Consider the following 20,087-nt stretch of genomic DNA (forward strand, 5'->3'; position numbering starts at 1 on the left):
AGCCTAACTTTCATCGTTCGTGCTGTTGTTTTGGCCCGATTCGCCCATTTTGCCCAAGGAACCTCTCATTTGCGTATCCGCTTCGATGTTTTTCAAATTCATGTAATCCATTACGCCAATCTTGCCTGTGCGCAAAGCTTCCGCCATCGCAATCGGCACTTGGGATTCGGATTCGACCACTCGCGCTCTCATTTCGACGACGCGAGCTCTCATCTCCTGCTCCTGCGCCACCGCCATCGCGCGGCGCTCCTCCGCCTTCGCTTGCGCGATTCGCTTATCCGCTTCCGCTTGCTCGGTTTGCAAGTTCGCTCCGATATTTTTGCCTACGTCGACGTCCGCGATATCGATCGACAAAATTTCGAACGCCGTTCCGGCATCCAGCCCTTTATCGAGAACGGTGCGGGATATCAAATCCGGATTTTCCAATACGTCTTTATGCGATGCGCTGGAACCGACGGTCGTAACGATTCCCTCGCCGACGCGGGCGATAATCGTTTCTTCCCCGGCGCCCCCGACCAAGCGGTCGATGTTAGCGCGTACCGTTACGCGCGCCTTGACCTTCACTTCGATGCCGTCCTTCGCGACGGCGGCGACCGTCGGCGTCTCGATGACGCGCGGGTTAACGCTCATCTGCACCGCCATCAATACGTCGCGGCCCGCCAAATCGATCGCTGCCGCCCGCTCGAACTCTAGCGGAATATTGGCCCGCTGCGCGGCGATCAACGCATTGACGACGCGGTCGACGTTACCTCCGGCGAGGAAGTGGCTTTCCAACTGGTTGATCGATAAACCAAGTCCCGCCTTGGTTGCCTTAATCATCGGATTGACGATTCTGCTCGGAATAACGCGGCGCAAACGCATAGCCACCAGCGTAATGATACCGATGCGCACGCCGGACGCAAGCGCCGAAATCCACAGCATAATCGGGAAAAAGCTTAAAAACACGAACAAAACGATAATCACTACTGCGGCAATAAGTAAAAAGCTAATCGTTGACGGCTCCATTCAAACATATACCTCCTAAAAATTGTTCATTCTACGCCGTTCCCGGCTTACTCTTTACGCTCTTTGACGACAATGCGGGTTCCTTCGACTTTCACCACAATAATCGGTTTGTTGGCTTGAACGAACGTTCCGTCCGTCACCACGTCGATTCGCTCGTCGTCGATTAACGCGGAACCGGCCGGCCTAAGCGGCGTCACGCTGATCCCTTCTTTGTGAAGCAGCGATTCCTTCGACTCTGCGGGAATATAACCGGCGTCCTTCGTTAGCTGGTCTTTCAAAATAAATCGATTCCATACGCCGCGCCGTTTAAACACAATCGCGAATATGATTACGACGACAAGCGCGGCCGCAAAAGCGATGCTGAGCGATACGAGCGCGTTCGACGTACTGTAGGCCGCCGTAACGACGCCGGCAATCAAGCTGACGGAGCCTAGTATGCCCAGTATGCCGAAGCTGGGGATAAACAGCTCGCATACGAGCAGAACGATGCCGACGATAAACAGTAGCAGCGATTCGTTCTTGGCAAATCCCGCTGCATAATTGCCGAAGAAATATAAGCCGAACGACAGCAGTCCGACGATTCCGGGAACGCCGAAGCCGGGGACGATCAACTCAATGGCAACGCCGGCTATCCCAAGAAACAACAAGAGAGTCGAAATGACCGGACTGGTGAGCCAGGCCGCCAATTTCTCCGAAAATGTCAACTCGACGTGAACGAGCCGATCCGGCGACGCTCCAAGCCACTGCAGCGCTTCCTCAAGCGAATTGGCGGTTTTGTCCGAAAATCCGACCTGCAGCGCTTCGGCGGCCGTTAACGAAATAATTTCACCCTTTTGTTTCGTTTTGTTAATTTCTTTCATTTCCACGACGGCGTTTACTTCGACCATGCCTGCGGCGATCGCCTTGTTGCGTCCGTTCGCCTCGGCCGCCGCCTGCATTTCAGCGGACCAATGCCCGATCAACTTCGGATCTTCAATAAGCTTGCCCGAGCCGTCCACGAGCGCGGCGGCGCCGATAACGCTTCCCGGCGTCATCATAATTTTATCCGCGTTCAAAGCGATATAGCTTCCTGCGGAAGCCGCTTTGCCCTGAATAAATACAGCGGTCGGAATTTTCGAGCTTTCCACTAAGGCGCCGATCTGCTCAGCATTGGTTAAATGGCCTCCGGGCGTGTCCATCGTTAGCAGGATTAGGCCGGCCTTATTTTGATGCGCTTCCGCAAAAGCCCGCTCCATAAACCTTTGCAATTCGGAATCGATTTCCTGCTTTACCGGGATCACATACACGTATCCGTCAACGGACCCGTTCGCTCCCTCCGCAAAAGCGGCGGCAGGCCGGCCCGTAAAAACGGTTGCCGTCACAAGAAGCGTCATCAATACGGCGACAACGGCAAAACCGAGGCGTTTCATCATCATATGCAAGCGCGATCCTCCTTTCAAGTTACTACGTAATACGCAAGATCACCCAAGTCGTTTCGTGTTTATTGTATCACAACATCGCGAATCTCCAACGTCCAGTTGCGAAAAAATGAAAAAAACACCCCTATCGCTAGGAGTGTTTTTAATTTGGAATCGTTTATTGCAGAAATTGTTGAACCAAACGGTTCACCGTCTTACCGTCCGCGCGCCCTTTCACTTTCGGCATCAAGGCGCTCATTACTTTTCCCATTTCCGCTTTCGAAGAAGCACCGGTTTCCTGGATGGTCTGCTGTACGATCACTTGAATTTCTTCTTCGGAAAGCTGCTCAGGAAGGTATTGACCAATAATTTCGATTTCTGCTTTTAAAGGTTCGGCAAGATCGTCACGACCCGCCTTCTCAAATTCTTGGAGGGCATCTTTTCGCTGTTTGATTTCACGACCTAGAATTTCAAGCACTTCATTGTCATCCAAAGTTCTTTTCAAATCTATTTCAAGATTTTTAATCGCCGAACGAACCATTCGAATGGTGGAGAGTTTGAACTTGTCTTGACTTTTCATCGCTTGCTTCATATCTTCGTTCAATCGTTCGCTTAAGTTCATCGTTGTGTAGATCCTCCTAAAACTTTCTCTTACGAGCAGCCTCGGACTTTTTCTTGCGCTTTACGCTTGGCTTTTCATAATGCTTACGTTTCTTCACCTCAGCCAATACGCCATCCTTAGCGATGGAGCGCTTAAAGCGACGAAGTGCAGCATCAATTGTCTCATTTTTGCGAACTTTCGTTTCAGACACCAGTTTTCCCTCCCTCCGACCAGACCGTCCAAGACGAATAACACGGTTCATCAAACTACATTATATGTTAAAAAGAAATAGAGTGTCAACCTCGCCCGTACATCGTTTTCCTCGGAACCGATCACTCCGCATGGGACGCGGAAGTTCCGACCAGCGCGCCAAGCTTTGCGCCCCCGAGCAGATGGTAGTGGATGTGAAATACCACTTGGCCGCTGTCCGGGCCGCAATTGTTGATGAGACGGTATCCCGAATCCGCGATGCCGAGCTCTTTCGCAATCTGCTTCGCCACGCGGTGAATTTCTCCGATCAACGCCAAATCTTCGTCCTGCACGTCGTTCATCGCGGCGATATGCTTCTTCGGAATAATGAGCACATGCGTCGGCGCCGCAGGCTGGATATCGTGGAAAGCCAACACCAGCTCGTTCTCGAACACTTTGCGGGACGGGATCGAACCTTCGACAATTTTACAAAAAATGCAATCCATCAATTATGTACCCCCATTCGTATTTTCTTTCCCTCCATCATACCTAATTTGCATCGTCACATTCAAGAGGAAGGCAGACGCAACGTCTTATCGAGCAAAAGGGGGAGAACCGCTGTCCTGCCTGTTCGCTCCGTCTAACATGCGGATCCAGACGAGCCAACCGGGGCGCTGTGAGTCGAATACAGCTTTTCGGCAATCTTCCGGACAGCGGCGGTCGATCATTGGAATATGCCCAATATGATTGGAAATTTTAGGATTAACAATACGCCACCGTTGGAAAATATCCAATAAACCCAAGCCAATTTTCGTTTTTTCATTCTATTTAAGAAGATTTTATTGGACAGATTCCAATGGAGAGTGGGGGGGTGGAGTCGAAAAGGGTAATTCGGTTGGATAAATTCCAATAAGCGACGGATAATCGGCCATTTTCGCCCCCCTTCCAGACAACAGACTTCTCCCCCCTTCTTCCCCTTTATAAGAAAACCTTTAAGCTCGACGCTTAAAGGTTCAGAACAAATCGCAATCAATAATAAGGAATTAACGATAACACCAGCAAAGCCGCAAGGGGAAGAATCAACCTTCTGAAGCGAATCGGATAATACGGGTAAAATCCGTATCCATAAGGAGTAAAGGCTCTCGGCATCGGATACGGTTCGCCGCCGATCGGAACGGCCAAATATAAGTATTTCTCGTCAACCTTCTCGATAATCCCTTCGTAATAGCAGCCGTCCCTCATCTGCACACGGACGTAGCGATGAATATGTTTGACGCATATTTCATATGCATGACTTTTTTCCATACGACCGTTTAACCTCCCAAGATGAATTCTGATACTCTATGATATTCATCTATAGGCCTGCGGCTACCGGAGCGAAGGGAAATAGGCTAGCGTCGTGCGCCCTACAACGAAACGATATGGCAACCGTCGAAAAAGTATATAATCTTCTCCCGTACGGGCCGCTTCCAGATTTGCCCGATCGCCTGCGCGTACAGTTCCAATTGGAAACGATGGCGTTCCGCCGCCGCTTGTACGTTTTCCCCGCCCGGGGCGATTCGATCGGTTTTATAATCCAACAGCACTAACGAGCCTTCGCTTTCAAAAATACAGTCGATCACGCCTTGGATCAGCACCGTTTCATGGTCCGAATTTTGCGCCCGGGGATCGTCCTGGCCCGCCGAAGCGACTTGAGGATAGACGATATGCGCCGGCAATCCGCAGCTGAACGGCACCTCCCGCTTCACCCACTCGGCCCGGGCCATTCTCCGGCCGATTTCGCCCGCGAAAAACGCGGCCACACTGGATGCGTCGATCGCCTCCCGCTGCTCTTGCGTCAACATCTTCTTCAGAATCAACTCATCCATCGTTTGCTCGACGACAGGCACCTCCGCAGCCGCCGCAATCGGCATATGCTGCATGACAAGATGATACACCGTTCCCCGTTCGGCCGGCGTCAATTTCCGTTTCTCCATAAAACGCGGCCGCCGCAAATGAAGGGAAAGCGAATCGTCCGCAGCTTCTTGCCGCGCTTCCTTCTCCATCGCCATATCCGTCAGCAGGTTAGGAATTCCTTCTTCGTCTTCCCAGTCCAGCAGCCTCTTCATCTCCGACACCGACGACTTTGCGGCGATTCCGCTCCAGCGCCGATGCGGGTATGTCCATTCGAGCCTGCGCGCGATCTCCGTCCGATCCTTCGCTGGATCGTCCGCAGCCAAGGGGTCTGTCGATTCGCGATCCGATATAGGCGCCGCAACGTACGGCTCCAAATTTATAACGGCATGCAGCTTCTCCGCATACTCTTCATCCTGATCGACGGCTGCGGCTCCCGCAGCGTCCCATTGCTGCACTTCGCCGGCTTGCAGCACGGTGATGCGCCATAAGGAGCGATCCTCGGCAAGGCATGCCGCTCCGGGGCCGGACATGCCTCCGAACCGGCGCAACGGTTCGGCGTCGCGATGACGAACAAGCGACGGGCCGATCCAATCCAAATAGCTGCGTCCTTTCGCCAGCATATAGTCCGGGAGCAGCAGCTCCTCGCGGTCGAGCGCTTGTCCCCAGGCTTGCGCCGTTTTCTCCATATTTTTGACCGTACCGACCAAATACAGCTTCTCTTTCGGTCTCGTCAGCGCAACATAGAGGACGCGCATTTCTTCCGCCAGCAGTTCCATCTTCATTTGGCGGGCGATCGCCAAACTCGGCAATGTAGGATAGCTGATTCGCAGCTCTTGATCCACGAACTTGGGCCCGAATCCAAGCTGTTTATGAGTCAAAAAGGCGGAGCTAATATCTTGCTGATTAAATCGTTTGTTTAATCCGGCGACGAAAACGACGGGAAATTCCAAGCCTTTGCTTTTATGGATCGTCATAATGCGCACGACGTCTTCTTGCTCGCCGAGCGCTTTGGCCGTACCCAAGTCTCCGCCGCTATCCCGCATTCGTTCGATAAAGCGCAAGAAACGGAACAATCCGCGCAGCGAGGTCGATTCGTATTGGCGGGCCCGGTCGTAGAGCGCTCTTAAATTGGCTTGTCTTTGCGTCCCGCCCGGCAATCCGCCGACCCAATCGTAATATCCCGTCTCCCGGTATATGCGCCAAATAAGCTCGGCCAAAGAGCCTTGGCGCGCCTCGTCGCGCCATCTTTCGAGCTGCCGCAGAAACCGCGTCAGCTTCCCGCTCAGGTTCTCATGGCCGGCCGTATCCGCGTCAACCGCAGCGAATGCCGCCCGCTCCTTGGCCGCACGGGACAATTCGTCTGCGGCAAGACGCTGCGTTGCGGCGCCGGCATCCTCGACGGCTGCGGCCGCTTCCGCCAACGCAATATCCGCGCGCGCCTCTTCCGAAACTCCGCCTGACGCTGCTATCGCGTCCGAGTCGACCCATTGCCGCACGGCGTCATAGAAAGGCATCCCTTTCCCTTGAATGCGGATTTGCGCCAACTCCTCCGCCGACAATCCGTACATCGGCGAGCGCAGCACGCCGGCTAGCGGAATATCCTGCTGCGGATTGTCGATCGTTTGCAGCAGCGACAGAACGACTTCCACTTCCGTCGCCTGGAAATATCCGGTGTTCAGTTCGGCATAGGCGGGGATGCCTTCGAGCCGCAACTGCTCGATCATGAGAGGCGCCCATTGCTGCGTCGCCCGCAGCAATATGACGATATCCCGGTACGTAACGGGACGCATCGATTTCGTTTGTTTATCGAACACCTGGAACGGCTTCCCGTTCTCGCCGGTCAGGCTGCGAATCCGGGCCGCTATGGCGCGGGCTTCGAGCCGCGCCGTTTCCATCTCCTCCTTATCGAGCTTGGCGGGAGCGCCTTGTCCGTCCTCTTCTTCTTCCGTCTCCGGCTCGGATCCTCCCGTGATGTCCCGTTCGACCTCTTCGCCGGCATCTCCCGATCCCGCGCGCTCGATGAGCAGAAGCTCCGCCGCGTAATTTTGGCCGAATGCCGCCTCCCCGACCGGATAGTTCGCTCCGCATACGAGTTCGGCGCGTTCGTCGTAGGAAATTTCCGCTACGCTTTCATTCATCGTCTGCCGGAATATGCAGTTTACGCTGTCGACAATTTCTTGGCGGCTGCGAAAGTTGCGCGCCAAATCGATGCGCAAGCCGACTCCTTCGCTTACGGTAGGGTATTGCTTGTATTTCTGCAGAAACAGTCCCGGCTCGGCAAGCCGAAACCGGTAAATGCTCTGCTTCACGTCGCCGACCATAAAGCGGTTGCCCGCCCCGGGCCGGGAAATCAATTCCACGATCGCTTCCTGCACCATATTTGTGTCCTGATATTCGTCGAGCAGCACTTCCGCAAATTGCGTCTGGTATTCCAGCGCCGCGGCCGAAGGCAGCGTTCGTTCGAACGTCGAGTCCGGATGGCGCAAAATTTTCAAACAATAATGCTCCAAATCGGAAAAATCGACAAAACCTTTATCTCGTTTCGCCTGTTCGTATCGGCTGCCGAATTCGATGACAAACTCCGACAATTCCGCCATTAACGGGCCTATCGTTTGCATTTCCGCCAAAAACGCCTCAGGCGGCCGCCGGAACAGCTGTTCCTTCAATTCCCCGATTTGTTTTTTCGCTTGTTCGCGCAATTGCTTGACCCGGTCCTGCAGCTCTTTGTCGTATTGATCTCCCCTGCACGCCTTCAGCTTGCCGAATTCGGCTTGGGCGAACGCTTCGTGCATCGTCTCCCACGGCTGCCGTTCCGCCGCGGCGCGCAGCGCCGATACGACATTCATATCTTCCGTTAAATTCTCGGTATAAGGAACAGGGCCGCCGGGCAATCCGGCAATTTGCCTCGCTTGTTCCAACAGGCCGGCCGCGCCGTTCAACGCCAGCCGGACATCGGCCATAATGCTGGCGGCCCAAGCGCTCCGCCCCAACGATTCCACATCTTGGACGCCGAAAGACGCCGCCATGGCTCGCAGCCAATCGTCCGGCCACGGATGGCTGCGCGAAAAATCATACAGTCCTTGCACGAGACGGAACATCGCCTCGTCGCTGCGCTCCCCGCTAAACCAGTCGACCAGCCGGCGAAACCCGCTCTCTTCCGGCTCGGATGCATAACGGTCTTCGAACAGCTCTTCGAGCACTTCTTGCCGCAGCAATTCCGCCTCGGTCTCGTTGGCGATCCGAAAGGCCGGGTCGAGAGGGATCAATTGAAAATAACGCTGGATAACCTCCAAACAGAATGAATGCAGCGTCGTAATCGAGGCGCGGTTCATCAAGGCGAGCTGTCGGCGCAAATGCTCCGCTTCCGGCCGCAGCTCGAGCTGTTTCTCCAACGCTTCGCGAATCCGTTCGCGCATTTCCGCGGCAGCCGCTTTCGTAAAGGTCGCCACGAGCAGTTGATCGACGTTGATCGGCTCGTCCTCCGAACATATTTTACGGATGATCCGTTCAACGAGCACCGCCGTTTTGCCCGATCCCGCCGCCGCCGCAACCAGAATATTCTCGCCTTGCCGCGCAATCGCTTGCCACTGGTCGTCGGTCCATTGGCTGTTCTCAGGTTTTGCGATCATGTCCATCGCCGGTCCTCCTTCGCTTCTGTAACATGACACGGCCGGTTTACTCCCGCTTCGGCCGCTCGGCGCTTTCCGCCGCCGCGGCGGAGCCGTCTTTCCCCGCATCTTCCAGCAGCGACCACACTTGTTCTTTGTCCGGCTTCAAGAGCGAATTGAACTCATTGCCTTCGATCAACTCGTCGAATTGGCAAACCGGCTTAAACGAGCAATGGGCGCATGCGGTTTTGTGCGCGATGCGGTACGGCTCGATCGCAACCTCGCCGTCCGTAATTCGGGTGCCGATGCGGCGGATCGTGCCCCGTACCGCTTGCCGCAGCGTATCCCATTGTTCCGGCGTCGCCACCGCCGCATTGCTGTAAAAGCCGCCATCCGCTTTCACCGCGACCGGAATCACTTGCGAATATCCTTTATCGAGCGTCGCGTCCATCAGCGACACGGCTTCGCGGTCCGCAAGCACGAGCCCTTTCATTTTGAAGCGTTTGAACAACTGCTCGTTCGCCTGATCGCGCGACATTCCGTTCGCGGTTTGCAGCAGCGGGTTATGTACGTGAAAATAGAGCGCGCCCCCAGGCAGCGCCGTTTCCCCCAGCCATGTCTCGGCGTGGGTGAGCAGCACGTCCAAATACGTCAGCATTTGCAGCGACAATCCGTAATAAACTTCATGGAGCCTTAAATCCGTCTGGCTCGATTTATAATCGATGACGCGCAGCAATACGCCTTGTTCGCCTTTCGCCTTGTCGACGCGATCGATGCGGCCGATAATTTCCATCGTGCAGCCGTTGTCGAGCGTAAATTGCAGCGGCGGCAACGGCTTGCCCGGCCCGAAATCGATCTCGAGCCCGACCGGTTCGAACGAGCCGCGGCGCGCATGTTCGCCGAGCACGATCGCGGCCCGGCCGACGATATCCTTCAACTTGCGCGCAATATAGCGATAGCGCTTGGAGCTGTTCAAGATTTCGCCCTGCAAACGCGGAGCCAGCATATCGACGACATTCCCTGCGGCCTGCTTGCACTCTTCCGGCGACAAATCGCCCCAGCGCCGGTTGTCCTCCTTCATTCGTACGGCCATTTGGCTTAACGCCGCGTGAAACAGCTGCCCGATATCCGGCGCTTCCAGCCGGTACAATTGCCTTTCTTTCAACCGAAGTCCATGGGATGCGAAATGCGCGAACGGACACGAGACGAACCGTTCCATGCGCGAGACGCTCGCCCGCAAATGTTTGCCGTACAAGCTGCGGCTTGTCCGCTCCTGCAAAGATTCCGCGCCGTTCTTATAAAACAGCGACTGCAGCAGCATGCGCAATTTCGGACGCCAGGCCGGCTGGCTGCAAAACCAATTGTACGCCTCCCACCATACGTCGGACATCGCTATGCCGCGCCGCCAGCCTCGAAGTTCCGCAATCAAATAAGACAGCGCTCGTTCCGGATGGGCGATATAATCCAATTGTTCTTTCACGCTCAGTTGCGCATGCGGCTCGCCCGCCAGGAATCGTTCGCGAATGCCCGGAAAGATCGTGCGCAGGTGGCGCATCAGTTCCGACGGCAACAACGATTTCCCTTCCTCGTCCGCCAGCGGATAGCTGACCCATAAATGCCGGCTCGGCGCCGTAATCGCGTTATAGATGACGAAGCGTTCGTCTAGCAGCTTGCGGCGAATGCCAGGAGCGAGTTCCATACCGATACCAGCCAGCCGCTCGCGCTCCTGTTCGGTCAGCACTCCGTCCTCTACCGCCCGCGCCGGAATAACGCCGTCGTTCACGCCAAGCAAGAAGCTGTATTGCACCTGCCCGGCACGCGTCCGATCCATGCTTCCGATCAAAACCTGATCGAGCGCGGGGGGAACGAGCGCCAGCTTCAAACTTTCCAAGCCGGTTTCCAGTATTCCCGCGAACAACTCCGGCGCGAGTTGTTCGTCGCCCATCATCTCGACGATTTGATCCAATACGTCCAAGACGCCGCCCCATAATTGGCGATGCTCTTTCGCCTTTTGCGGCTGGCCCTCCGCAATACAGCGGCGGCTCAACCGGTCCAGCCTTTGCGGCGCTTCGACCCGAACGAGCAGACTGTAGACCGCTTCGCACATTCCGCGAACGTTGGCGGCATGTTTCAACGCTTTCTCGAACGCATGCAGCGGCCGGACAATTTGCATGCGGCATCGTTCGATCGATTCGGGCGCTTGTCCCTCCGGCTCCCGCTCCTCGGGCTGATCAGGATCGAGAGACGAATAGAGCGGCCGCCAAGGCTTGCCGTCCGTCCAGCGCGAGCCGCGGATGCCCGCCGCAAGCACGTAGTTTTCCAGCCGGTCCATATCGTCTCTTCCGATCGAACCGTCCTCCGGCAGCAGGAAATCCGTCTTCACGCAGCGGAACACCGCGTCGTACTGCCAATGGCGGACCGCAATTTCCACGGCGGAGCGAATAAATTCGATCAATGGATGGTGCAGCACGTTTTTCTTCTGGTCGAGAAAATACGGAATCTCATGATCCGCGAATACAGTTGCGATCAACGGCTCGTAATCGGCGATATTCCGCACCATAACGGCCATATCGCGCCAACGAACGCCTCGCTCCCGCGAAAGCCGCAGCATCTCGCGCGCGACGCCCTCCGCTTCCGCCCGGCGGCTTGCCGCGGCATGCAGCGATATTCCGCATTCCGGGCCGCCGAAGGTCAATGCCTTCGCATGCGGCGCTTTCCAAGGAATACGGCGGTCGTAAGCCCGCTCCAAATGGGCCAGCGCTTCATTGTCTGCGAATCGGGGCAGCGGCGTCTCCGTTAATACGACAGGTTCCTCGATCGCCACGCCGGATCGTTCCGCCATCTCTTTCAGCTGGATATACGTCGTGGCTGTCGGGTGAAACAGCTCCAGCTCATGAGGCTTCTCCCCGTGATCGTACGGTTTGTCCAGACAGCAGGTGACCGTTACGCCGGCAGCGGTCCGAATCAACTGCTCCAGCACCTGCAGCTCTTGCGGCGTAAAACCGTGAAAGCCGTCGATCCATATTTCCGCTTCGCGTATGTATGCCGAATGCTCCATCCCTTGCGCCAGCATGGCGAGCATGTCCTCCGAATCGACATAATGCTGCGAGAGCGCGCCGGTAAATTCGCGATAAATTCGCGATATATCGTGAAGCTTATCCTGGATCAGCGTATGCCCCTTCATATGCTCCGCCGCAAACTGCGCATGCTCGTCCAGACGTTCCGGGTCGATGCAATAGCGTTTCAATTCATTGAACAGATCGTTCAAGCGGTCGATGAACCCCATCTGATCCGCCGCCGTATGGAAAAGACGCAGTTCCCGTTTGGAGCGGTGAATCATTTTGTACAGCAGCATCTTCTTGCCGTCATCATTGATCGGAACGAACGCCGTTCCCCCGGTTTCCTGCATGACCCGGTACGCCAAACGGCGGAAGCTGAGCACTTGCGCCCGGATCGTTCCCTGCAATTCCGGCGAGCTGACGAGCGCATGCTCGACTTGAAACGTCCCTTGCTCGGGGACGAGAATAATTAACGGATTCCCGTCCGGATCGCTTCGCAGCTTATCGCGGATCCGATTCAAGCAATGCCGCGTTTTCCCGCTTCCCGAGCGGCCAATGACAAATTGAATCGACATCATTCCGCCCTCTTTCGACATAGAATAGATTAGCCCTATTTTAACATAATTGCTGTAAAATGCACCGTATTTGGGCGTGGAGAAAGTTGGATTCCATTCTGGTAAGGCAACTCTATGGAAATCATCCAGCGGTTGACCGAAAGGTTGCAGGCAGTTTGTTCGTCAATAAGAGCGAAGGAGATTCGCGGGATGGTAGATTCTGAGGCAATGAAAGACCTCCATTTCGATCGGAGTCGGTTTCGTTCATTATAACGATTTGCCGGAAAAGCGGGCAAAATGATCATACACATGAGCGGAGCACGCATCGAACCAGTCGATTTTGTTCGAAATTTCATACACAAACGATGATTTGTGCCCTCATCCTGTAATTGTATGCGAAAAATCGTACAAAACAAGCGGAGCACGCATCGAACCAGTCGATTTTGTTCGAAATTTTGTACACAAATCGGATTTGAGCCGTTTGTTCGTTTAACACGGACACACAGATGCGCTTATTAGCATTGCCGAAAGGTCCTTGACACGTCGATTCGTTACAATGAACGAAACCGACTCGTCATTTTGCGCGTTACGTACAGGCTTACTTTAAAGCGTAAAAAAATCGTCGTACGAGCTAGGGGTTGACAGGTTTCGTTCATATGGGAACGTATCCGAAGTCCGTTACAATCTACGGGAGTTCAGGTACGATCTATTATGCAACCGATTCCAGCAGACGGATGCCTCCGGTCGATCAAGAAGGCGCGAACCCTTCCTGATTCAAACGGATTTGATCGTCGCGGAATACGGCTTGCAATCGTTCCAGCACTTTGGCCGTCGCCTTGGGAGAATACCATTCCGACAGGCCGTGTTGGTCGTAAATGGCGCGGATGCCGAGCTGCTCCGTCCGTTTGCCGAAGCTGCCGTCGCCTTGGAAATAATCGTCCAGGCACACCCGTTCCGTCACTTCCGCAAGCTTGGAGGCGAAACGATCGGAGCTTGGAAGCACCGGGGCGACCGCCGCTTGGGTCTGCAGTCCCGCAGCCGACAATTTCCGCAAAGCGGCAAATCTCGCCGCAATAGGTGGCGCCGCCGGCGCAAACAGCTTCCGCATCTCGTCCGAATCGGTCTCGATCGTCACGCTAATGCGAATGTTGTCCCCGAATTGCGCGAATAAATCGATATCTCTTACAACGAGCGGACTGCGCGTCTGTACGAATAAAAATTCGGGCGGATTTTCCGCCAACGTCTCCAGCAGCGATCTCGTCAATCGTTCACGATGCTCGATCGGTTGGTAAGGATCGGTGCTGGAAGACATGAAAATCGTGACAGGCCCTTTCTTTTTCGCCGAAAGAAGCTCTTTGCGCAGCCGCTCCGATGCGCCTTCCTTCACATGGACCCATTCGCCCCACTCCAATCCGCGAAACATGGCGACCGGCAGCTTGCGCACATAACAATAGGAGCATCCGTACGAACATCCGGCGTATGGATTGAGAGAATGGCTATAGCCTGCCAGAAAACCGCCCGTCGCAGTCAAAATGCGGCTCGGCGGCTTCCGCGTCTCCTCGATTTTCATGTTTTCCGCCTCCCATTCAAGTTCGAACCTAACTGTCTGTTATCATCTAACATCCTTATTGTCTAACATCCTTACCGGCTTACCGACGCTTTCGACGCATCGCCGTTTACAACCGGCTTCTTACTTCGAAAATCGCGAACTTCAAGTAATGCCCTTCGTTGACGCCGAGAATTTGCGGATGGTCTTTGCCCGCGGCCCGCCATTCGATCAGGCGCAATATTTTGCCCGCGTCGGCGGCCGCTTCTTGAATCGTCTGCAGGAACAAGTCCGGGCGCATATGGTACGAACAGCTTGCCGTCACCAAATATCCGCCTTCGTTGACCAGCTTCATGCCATGCAAATTAATGTCCTTGTACCCGCGGCAAGCGCCCGCCACTGCGCTCTTCGTCTTGGCAAACGCGGGCGGATCGAGAATGACGACATCCCAAGTGCGTCCGCCGCCGGCCGTCAACGGCTTGGAAGTATCCACTTTGCCGCGCTGTCCCTCCCCGCGTTCGGTCCGTTCCTCCAAGCCTTTCACCTGGCTGCGCAAATAATCGAATGCGTCGGCGACGACGAATTCGACCCGATCCGTAAATCCGTTCCATTCTACATTGCGCCGCGCGCTTTCGATCGCATGCTCGGAGATGTCCAAACAGGTTACCTTCTTGGCGCCGTATTTGCATGCGTGCAGCGTAAAGCTGCCCGTATGGGAGAAACATTCCAGAACGGTTGCTCCGTCCCAATAAGGGAACGTAACCGTTTTGCCGTTCGCATTGACAGGCCGGCGCTGCAGCACGCCGTCTTCCTCGACCTCCCGCAGCGCAATCCCGCTGCGCGCTCCCCAGCCGGCCATTAACGGCGCGATCGAGGCGCGATTTTCGCGTTGATCGAAAAAGTAGCCCGTTTTTTGCCCTTCCACAATGTCTACCTCGATCTTCAGTCCGTTCTCGGTAACCGTGACATGGCGCGGACATTCGCCGTACAACTCGCCCGTTCTCTGCTCCAAGCCTTCCAATTCCCGGATCGCCACGTCGCTGCGCTCATAGATGCCCTTCGGCCGCACCGTGTCAACCAGCGCCCCGACAATCTCTTCCCGCCGCCGATCCATGCCGAGCGTCAGCAGTTGCACGACCAGCACATCCGCAAATCGGTCCACGATCAATCCGGGCAAAAAATCGGCTTCCCCGTAAACGAGCCGATAAGCGTCCGCCTCGCCGAGAAAGCGCGAACGATGTTCCAGACAGCGGCGGAAGCGTTCGGCAAAAAATGAACGGTCCATCCGTTCGATCGGCGCGTACGAGACGATGCGCACCGTTATTTTCGATTGCGGATTGAAATAACCTGTCGCGAGGTATCGCCCTTGATGATTCGACACTTCGACCAAATCGCCGGCAACCGGCTCCCCTTCCACCCGTTCGATTTCATTCTCGAATATCCAAGGATGCCCTTGTTCCAATCTTTTCTTCCGGCTTCGCTGCAAAATGACGGATGCCATATATCCTCCTAACCGGCATCGAACGATGCCGAAATGCTTGTCATGGTTGTCTTGCTTGTTTCATAAGTATGTATAACTATGCCGCAAAGGAGACCCGCAAATGTTGCATGATATTATTTTACCCCTCTGCATCGGATTGGCCGTTTTTTTGTTCGGCATGAAAATGATGGAATTTGCTTTGCATTTATGGGCAGGTCCGCGAATGATCCAATTGGTCCATTCTTCGACGCAAACGCCCGTGCACGGCATGGTCGTGAGCGCCGGAGCGACGGCTTTGCTCCAGAGCAGCACGGCGATTACCGTTATCTCGATCGGACTTGTCAATGCCGGGCTACTCTCGTTTCCGCGCACGCTCGGCATTATTCTCGGCAGCAATATCGGCACTTGTTTAACGACCGAATTAATCGGGTTGAATATTAATCATTTGGGCGGGCCGCTCCTGTCAGCAGCCGTCGCCTTATGGATATTGGCCGTCGTCGCGGCGGAAATCGCACCTCGTCCGTTCGAACGGATCGCGCATTGGCTTCAGCCGATGCAATATGCGGCGATTGCCGTTGCCGGATTCGCGCTCGTACTGATCGGAATCCGCTATATGCAGTCCATCGGCTCCGTATTGCAATCCTACGGCATGTTCGCCTGGTTTCTCGAACGTTCGGGACAAAGCTTGCTGTGGGGCATCGCCGCCGGCGCCTGCCTCACCGCGATCATCCACAGCAGCGCGGCGATGATCGGCATGACGATGGGACTGGCGGCCATGGGCGCCATTCCTATCGATCTCGGCGTTGCGATCGTACTCGGCGCCAACATCGGCACTTGCGTGACCGCGTTAATGGCCTCCTTCGGGGGGAGCCGATCCGCAAGCTTCGTTGCATGGTCTCATATCGCCCTCAACGTCGGAGGCGCGATCCTGTTCTATCCGTTGATCGGACATTTGCAAGCCGCCTCCGCCTGGATTTCGGCCGATCCCGCCGGGCAAATCGCCCATGCGCAAACGATCTTCAATATTGTATGTTCTTTGCTTGCCCTTCCGCTGTGCTACCTCCCGGTATGGAAGAAGCTCGGTTGACGATCGCCGCGCCCGAACTTGTGCCGATGCGGATTGCGTCCGCTTCGATCGTTGGCACCGCCGTGTCGGTATCGCGCACGCCGCCGGACGCTTCCCCCAGATATGCGCGATAGGAAAGCCCGCATGCCGCGGCGACGGCGCCCGGATCGGACCGGCAGTTCGCGGCGTGCCGGCACCCAGACGCGTTTACACAAACGCTGTAGAAGCCGTGCCGCTTCGCTTCCAGCTGTTTTGTAAGCACATCCTTTACTGTCCCGCCTTTTGTCCCAATTTTTCAAACGCTTTCCGCAAGACATTATCGTTATTCGAATAGCCGTGTTGCTTCTGTTTGTCCCAAGCTTCTTCCGGGGCATACCACGCTACGCCCTCAATTTCTTCCGTTTGCGCCTGCAAAGAGCCTTCGACCGCTTCCACCAAAAAATAATGAACGATTTTATCGACCGTTTGTCCATCCGCCTTGCTGTATTGGTAGGCAATCCGTTCGATCGGCTCGACAATGCGGCCGGTAATCCCGGTTTCCTCCGCGATTTCGCGCAGCGCCGTTTGCTCCACCGTTTCTCCCGGTTCCATTTTCCCTTTAGCCAAAGAAATTTTGCCGTACCGGTCCTGTATCAGTTGAATTTCAAGCCGATCCGCCCGTTTGCGGAATACGACGCCGCCTGCGGAAATTTCCTGCATTCGAATTCCTCCTTCGCCTCTCGAAATAACAATCACCCCGTCTTAGCCAGACGGGGCGGTTGAGATCCATGTTTAACTATTGGCCGCCCTCGGAGCGTAATCTGCGTCGTCGATCACGCGCACCAACCGGCCTTCGCTTTCGTTGACTCCCGCCTCGGTAATTTTCACGCGGCACAGCTTGCCGATGAGCGACTCGTCGCCGTCGAAGACGACTTGCAAGTAATTGTCGGAATAACCCATCAGTTTGCCCGTTCCCGGCGCCCCTTTATAGTCGCGTTCCGGAATGACGTCAACCACCTGTCCGACGAATCGCTTGGCGTAATCAAGCTGCATTCGCTCCGACAAGTCGATCAGTTCATGCACGCGCGCATGCTTCACTTCTTCGTCCACCTGATCCTCCATCCGCGCCGCCGGCGTACCGGTCCGTTTCGAATAAGGGAATACGTGCATCTCGGAAAAATTCATTTTTACCATAAACTCGTAGCCGTTCCGGAACATTTCGTCCGTTTCCCCCGGAAACCCGACGATGACGTCGGTCGTAATCGCTACATCCGGCATCGCTTCGCGAATCCGTTCGATTTTCTCGGCGAATTCGGCCACCGTATATTTGCGGCGCATTCTCTTCAGCACTTCGTCATCGCCCGCTTGCAGCGGAATGTGCAAATGGCGGCACATTTTGGCCGATTTGTTCAGCACTTCAAGCACTTCTTCGGTAATTTGGCTCGCTTCGATCGAACTGATGCGCACGCGCTCCAGCCCATCGACTTTATCCAAATCCCACAATAAATTGGCAAGGCGGTAATTTTCCAAATCGTCGCCGTAACCGCCCGTATGGATGCCCGTCAGGACGATTTCCTTGTAGCCGGCGGCTACGAGCTGTTTCGCTTGCTCAATGACGCTTTCCGGATTGCGGCTGCGCGACAGGCCGCGCGACCACGGAATAATACAAAACGTGCAGAAATTGTTGCAGCCTTCCTGAATTTTCAAAAACGCCCGCGTCCGATCCGCAAAATCCGGCACGTCAAGCTCTTCGAATTCGCGCGTCTTCATAATGTTGCGCACCGCGTTGACCGGTTTGCGTTCTCGTTGAATTTGCTCGATATACGGCATCATTTTATCCCGGTCTTGGGTCCCGATGACGAGGTCGACACCCGGGATGTCCATAATTTCGGCCGGGGACGTCTGCGCATAGCAGCCCGTCACGGCGATAATCGCGTCGGGATTGCGGCGAACGGCGCGGCGAATAATTTGCCTGCTTTTCTTGTCGCCCGTATTCGTGACTGTGCATGTGTTGATCAAATAAACGTCGGCCGTTTGTTCGAAATCGACTTGCTCGTAGCCTTCGTTTTTGAACAACTGCCATATTGCTTCCGTATCGTAAAAATTGACTTTGCAACCTAATGTATAAAATGCTACCGACGGCATTTGGTCAAACTCCTCCCATCTCTCCGGATTCATATAATAGGCACGTCAAACCGACCATCGCGGCCGTTTCCGTGCGCAATATTCGCGCTCCCAACCCTACCGGCTTCGCCCCTGCCGCTTCCGCGGCCAAGCATTCGCCCTCGGCGAACCCGCCTTCCGGGCCGATCACGAGCAGAACGTCTAACGTTCCGCCGCCGTCCCTTTTATGGATCAAAGGCGAGATGCATTCGCGCAATTTGCCGGATTGTTCTTTTTCATAGCAAAACAAAACAAGATCGTACGACGCGAAACGATGCAGCAATTGCTTCCAAGCATTCGTCTCTTCCACTTCGGGAATGCGCCCGCGATGCGCTTGTTCCGCGGCTTCCTTCGCGATTCTGCTCCATCTCTCCAGACGCTTCGTTTCTTTCTTCGCATCGTACTGGACGATGGTCCGTTCGGATACGAACGGGATAAAACGCACGGCGCCGATTTCCGTACATTTCTGAATGACGGTCTCCATCTTATCGCCTTTGGGCAAGCTTTGCGCAACCGTTACCTGCAGCCAAGGCTCCTGCGTAACGGGCCGCAGCTCGATAATTTTCGCTTCGACGCTGCCCGTGCCGATATTCGCAATCTCGGCTACCGCCTCGCGCGATACCCCGTCGCACACAACGATCTTCTCGCCGCTTCGGGCACGCATCACTTTCGTCAAATGGCGCGCATCGTCGCCGACGATCGTCACCGTATGTTCGCCGAATTGGTCCGGCGCAATAAAATAACGCTGCATGTTCATCAACCTTTAATCGCTCTAAATCACCAAACAACATCATAACTCTTTTGCCCCGCAAAATCTAGCGTTTATAACATTTACCACAGAACGATCTACGTGCCGAACAATGTCGTGAAGAAACGGTAGAAACCGACATGAATCGGCTGAATCAGCGAAAATAGCGGCACGAGCGTCACCTTCTGGATCGGCGGGATAAAGACGATAATCAAAAAAATGAAAATAGACCATTTCTCCAACTGCTGCAGCTTCCCGCGCAGGCCGCGAGGCGCCAAATCCTCCAAAATCCGGTACCCGTCAAGCGGGGGCAGCGGAATCAAATTAAACAGAAACAATAAAATATTGATATTGACCAAATAGCCTAGGAAAATGTCGATCGCTTCGTATACGCGGACATTTTGCGATAAGATCCATTCGGCCAAATGAAACCGGAATAGAATATAGTAGAGCATCGTCCCGATGAACGCGACGAATAAATTGCTCATCGGTCCTGCCGCCGAGACGACGATCCCCATCAGGCGCGGATTGGCGAAGTTGTCCCGATTGACGGGAACGGGCTTCGCCCAGCCGAAGCCGGCGACGAACAACAAAATCGTACCGAGCACGTCAAGATGCACGCGCGGGTTTAACGTAACCCGCCCGAGCAGCTTCGCCGTAGGATCGCCGAATTTGTACGCAAAATAAGCATGCGAAAATTCATGTACCGTAAATGCGACCATTAAGACGAGAAAAATAAAGGGTACATGCTCTAGAGGAAAACGGACGAGCTGCTGCAACATTTCCATAGATTCAC

At 54.9% G+C, this 20,087-nt stretch carries 15 protein-coding genes and 1 pseudogene; 1 reads left to right on the top strand and 15 read right to left on the bottom strand.

Features of this window, described 5'->3' with window-relative positions; all coding sequences use genetic code 11:
* Positions 1-3: 3 nt before the first annotated feature.
* From floA to LQ229_RS10440, 10 genes are all read right to left on the bottom strand, one after another.
* A complete protein-coding gene (floA, locus tag LQ229_RS10395; protein ID WP_216536200.1) occupies positions 4-1,005 on the bottom strand; it encodes a flotillin-like protein FloA in 1,002 nt (333 codons plus the stop codon).
* 47 nt (positions 1,006-1,052) lie between these two features.
* Positions 1,053-2,420 carry a nodulation protein NfeD gene (locus LQ229_RS10400; protein WP_230191667.1) on the bottom strand — a complete coding sequence of 456 codons (1,368 nt, stop codon included), beginning with the start codon at positions 2,418-2,420 and terminating at the stop codon, positions 1,053-1,055.
* Positions 2,421-2,580: 160 nt separating this feature from the next.
* A complete protein-coding gene (locus LQ229_RS10405) occupies positions 2,581-3,024 on the bottom strand; it encodes a GatB/YqeY domain-containing protein (protein WP_216536199.1) in 444 nt (147 codons plus the stop codon).
* 16 nt (positions 3,025-3,040) lie between these two features.
* A complete protein-coding gene (gene rpsU / locus LQ229_RS10410) occupies positions 3,041-3,214 on the bottom strand; it encodes a 30S ribosomal protein S21 (protein ID WP_005547957.1) in 174 nt (57 codons plus the stop codon).
* A 121-nt stretch (positions 3,215-3,335) separates the two neighbouring features.
* The gene (locus LQ229_RS10415) at positions 3,336-3,698 is read right to left on the bottom strand and encodes a histidine triad nucleotide-binding protein (protein ID WP_216536198.1); all 363 of its coding nucleotides are present in this window, start codon (positions 3,696-3,698) and stop codon (positions 3,336-3,338) included.
* A gap of 523 nt (positions 3,699-4,221) precedes the next feature.
* The gene (locus LQ229_RS10420; RefSeq protein ID WP_216536197.1) at positions 4,222-4,497 is read right to left on the bottom strand and encodes a hypothetical protein; all 276 of its coding nucleotides are present in this window, start codon (positions 4,495-4,497) and stop codon (positions 4,222-4,224) included.
* A gap of 101 nt (positions 4,498-4,598) precedes the next feature.
* Entirely contained in the window at positions 4,599-8,723 is a 4,125-nt protein-coding gene (gene addA, locus LQ229_RS10425) for a helicase-exonuclease AddAB subunit AddA (protein WP_216536196.1), read from the bottom strand.
* A 40-nt stretch (positions 8,724-8,763) separates the two neighbouring features.
* On the bottom strand, positions 8,764-12,330 hold the full coding sequence (gene addB, locus LQ229_RS10430; protein WP_230191668.1) for a helicase-exonuclease AddAB subunit AddB: 3,567 nt from the start codon (positions 12,328-12,330) through the stop codon (positions 8,764-8,766).
* 727 nt (positions 12,331-13,057) lie between these two features.
* Positions 13,058-13,879 (bottom strand): radical SAM protein, encoded by an 822-nt coding sequence (locus tag LQ229_RS10435; protein ID WP_216536195.1) that lies wholly within the window; start codon positions 13,877-13,879, stop codon positions 13,058-13,060.
* Positions 13,880-13,985: 106 nt separating this feature from the next.
* Positions 13,986-15,356: a class I SAM-dependent rRNA methyltransferase gene (locus tag LQ229_RS10440; RefSeq protein ID WP_216536194.1), complete on the bottom strand. Its 1,371-nt coding sequence runs from the start codon at positions 15,354-15,356 to the stop codon at positions 13,986-13,988.
* Between the two features lie 100 nt (positions 15,357-15,456).
* Between LQ229_RS10440 and LQ229_RS10445 the strand changes: the two genes are divergently transcribed.
* Complete coding sequence (locus LQ229_RS10445) at positions 15,457-16,422, top strand: Na/Pi symporter (RefSeq protein ID WP_216536193.1); 966 nt, start codon at positions 15,457-15,459, stop codon at positions 16,420-16,422.
* On the opposite strand, the pseudogene LQ229_RS10450 reads toward LQ229_RS10445, so the two are convergent.
* From LQ229_RS10450 to LQ229_RS10470, 5 genes and pseudogenes are all read right to left on the bottom strand, one after another.
* Positions 16,355-16,513: pseudogene (locus tag LQ229_RS10450) on the bottom strand (2-deoxyribose-5-phosphate aldolase); the annotation flags it as partial. The gene LQ229_RS10445 and the pseudogene LQ229_RS10450 sit on opposite strands and share 68 nt — an antisense overlap.
* 155 nt (positions 16,514-16,668) lie before the next feature.
* Positions 16,669-17,100: an NUDIX hydrolase gene (locus LQ229_RS10455; protein ID WP_216536192.1), complete on the bottom strand. Its 432-nt coding sequence runs from the start codon at positions 17,098-17,100 to the stop codon at positions 16,669-16,671.
* A 72-nt stretch (positions 17,101-17,172) separates the two neighbouring features.
* Positions 17,173-18,525, bottom strand: coding sequence for a tRNA (N(6)-L-threonylcarbamoyladenosine(37)-C(2))-methylthiotransferase MtaB (gene mtaB, locus LQ229_RS10460; protein WP_216536191.1), 1,353 nt, complete (start codon positions 18,523-18,525; stop codon positions 17,173-17,175).
* A 4-nt stretch (positions 18,526-18,529) separates the two neighbouring features.
* Positions 18,530-19,294, bottom strand: a complete 765-nt coding sequence (locus tag LQ229_RS10465) for an RsmE family RNA methyltransferase (protein ID WP_216536190.1) — start codon at positions 19,292-19,294, stop codon at positions 18,530-18,532.
* Positions 19,295-19,389: 95 nt separating this feature from the next.
* On the bottom strand, positions 19,390-20,079 hold the full coding sequence (locus LQ229_RS10470) for a site-2 protease family protein (RefSeq protein ID WP_216536189.1): 690 nt from the start codon (positions 20,077-20,079) through the stop codon (positions 19,390-19,392).
* Positions 20,080-20,087 lie beyond the last annotated feature (8 nt).

Origin of the sequence: Paenibacillus sp. CECT 9249 (assembly GCF_918697855.1) — a bacterium.
Lineage (GTDB): Bacteria > Bacillota > Bacilli > Paenibacillales > Paenibacillaceae > MSJ-34.

Excerpts from the sequence above, each read along its gene's own strand:
- floA (WP_216536200.1), bottom strand. The coding sequence starts at position 1,005 with ATGGAGCCGTCAACGATTAGCTTTTTACTTATTGCCGCAGTAGTGATT.
- LQ229_RS10400 (WP_230191667.1), bottom strand. The coding sequence starts at position 2,420 with ATGATGATGAAACGCCTCGGTTTTGCCGTTGTCGCCGTATTGATGACG.
- LQ229_RS10405 (WP_216536199.1), bottom strand. The coding sequence starts at position 3,024 with ATGAACTTAAGCGAACGATTGAACGAAGATATGAAGCAAGCGATGAAA.
- LQ229_RS10415 (WP_216536198.1), bottom strand. The coding sequence starts at position 3,698 with ATGGATTGCATTTTTTGTAAAATTGTCGAAGGTTCGATCCCGTCCCGC.
- LQ229_RS10420 (WP_216536197.1), bottom strand. The coding sequence starts at position 4,497 with ATGGAAAAAAGTCATGCATATGAAATATGCGTCAAACATATTCATCGC.
- addA (WP_216536196.1), bottom strand. The coding sequence starts at position 8,723 with ATGGACATGATCGCAAAACCTGAGAACAGCCAATGGACCGACGACCAG.
- addB (WP_230191668.1), bottom strand. The coding sequence starts at position 12,330 with ATGTCGATTCAATTTGTCATTGGCCGCTCGGGAAGCGGGAAAACGCGG.
- LQ229_RS10435 (WP_216536195.1), bottom strand. The coding sequence starts at position 13,879 with ATGAAAATCGAGGAGACGCGGAAGCCGCCGAGCCGCATTTTGACTGCG.
- LQ229_RS10440 (WP_216536194.1), bottom strand. The coding sequence starts at position 15,356 with ATGGCATCCGTCATTTTGCAGCGAAGCCGGAAGAAAAGATTGGAACAA.
- LQ229_RS10445 (WP_216536193.1), top strand. The coding sequence starts at position 15,457 with ATGTTGCATGATATTATTTTACCCCTCTGCATCGGATTGGCCGTTTTT.
- LQ229_RS10455 (WP_216536192.1), bottom strand. The coding sequence starts at position 17,100 with ATGCAGGAAATTTCCGCAGGCGGCGTCGTATTCCGCAAACGGGCGGAT.
- mtaB (WP_216536191.1), bottom strand. The coding sequence starts at position 18,525 with ATGCCGTCGGTAGCATTTTATACATTAGGTTGCAAAGTCAATTTTTAC.
- LQ229_RS10465 (WP_216536190.1), bottom strand. The coding sequence starts at position 19,294 with ATGCAGCGTTATTTTATTGCGCCGGACCAATTCGGCGAACATACGGTG.
- LQ229_RS10470 (WP_216536189.1), bottom strand. The coding sequence starts at position 20,079 with ATGGAAATGTTGCAGCAGCTCGTCCGTTTTCCTCTAGAGCATGTACCC.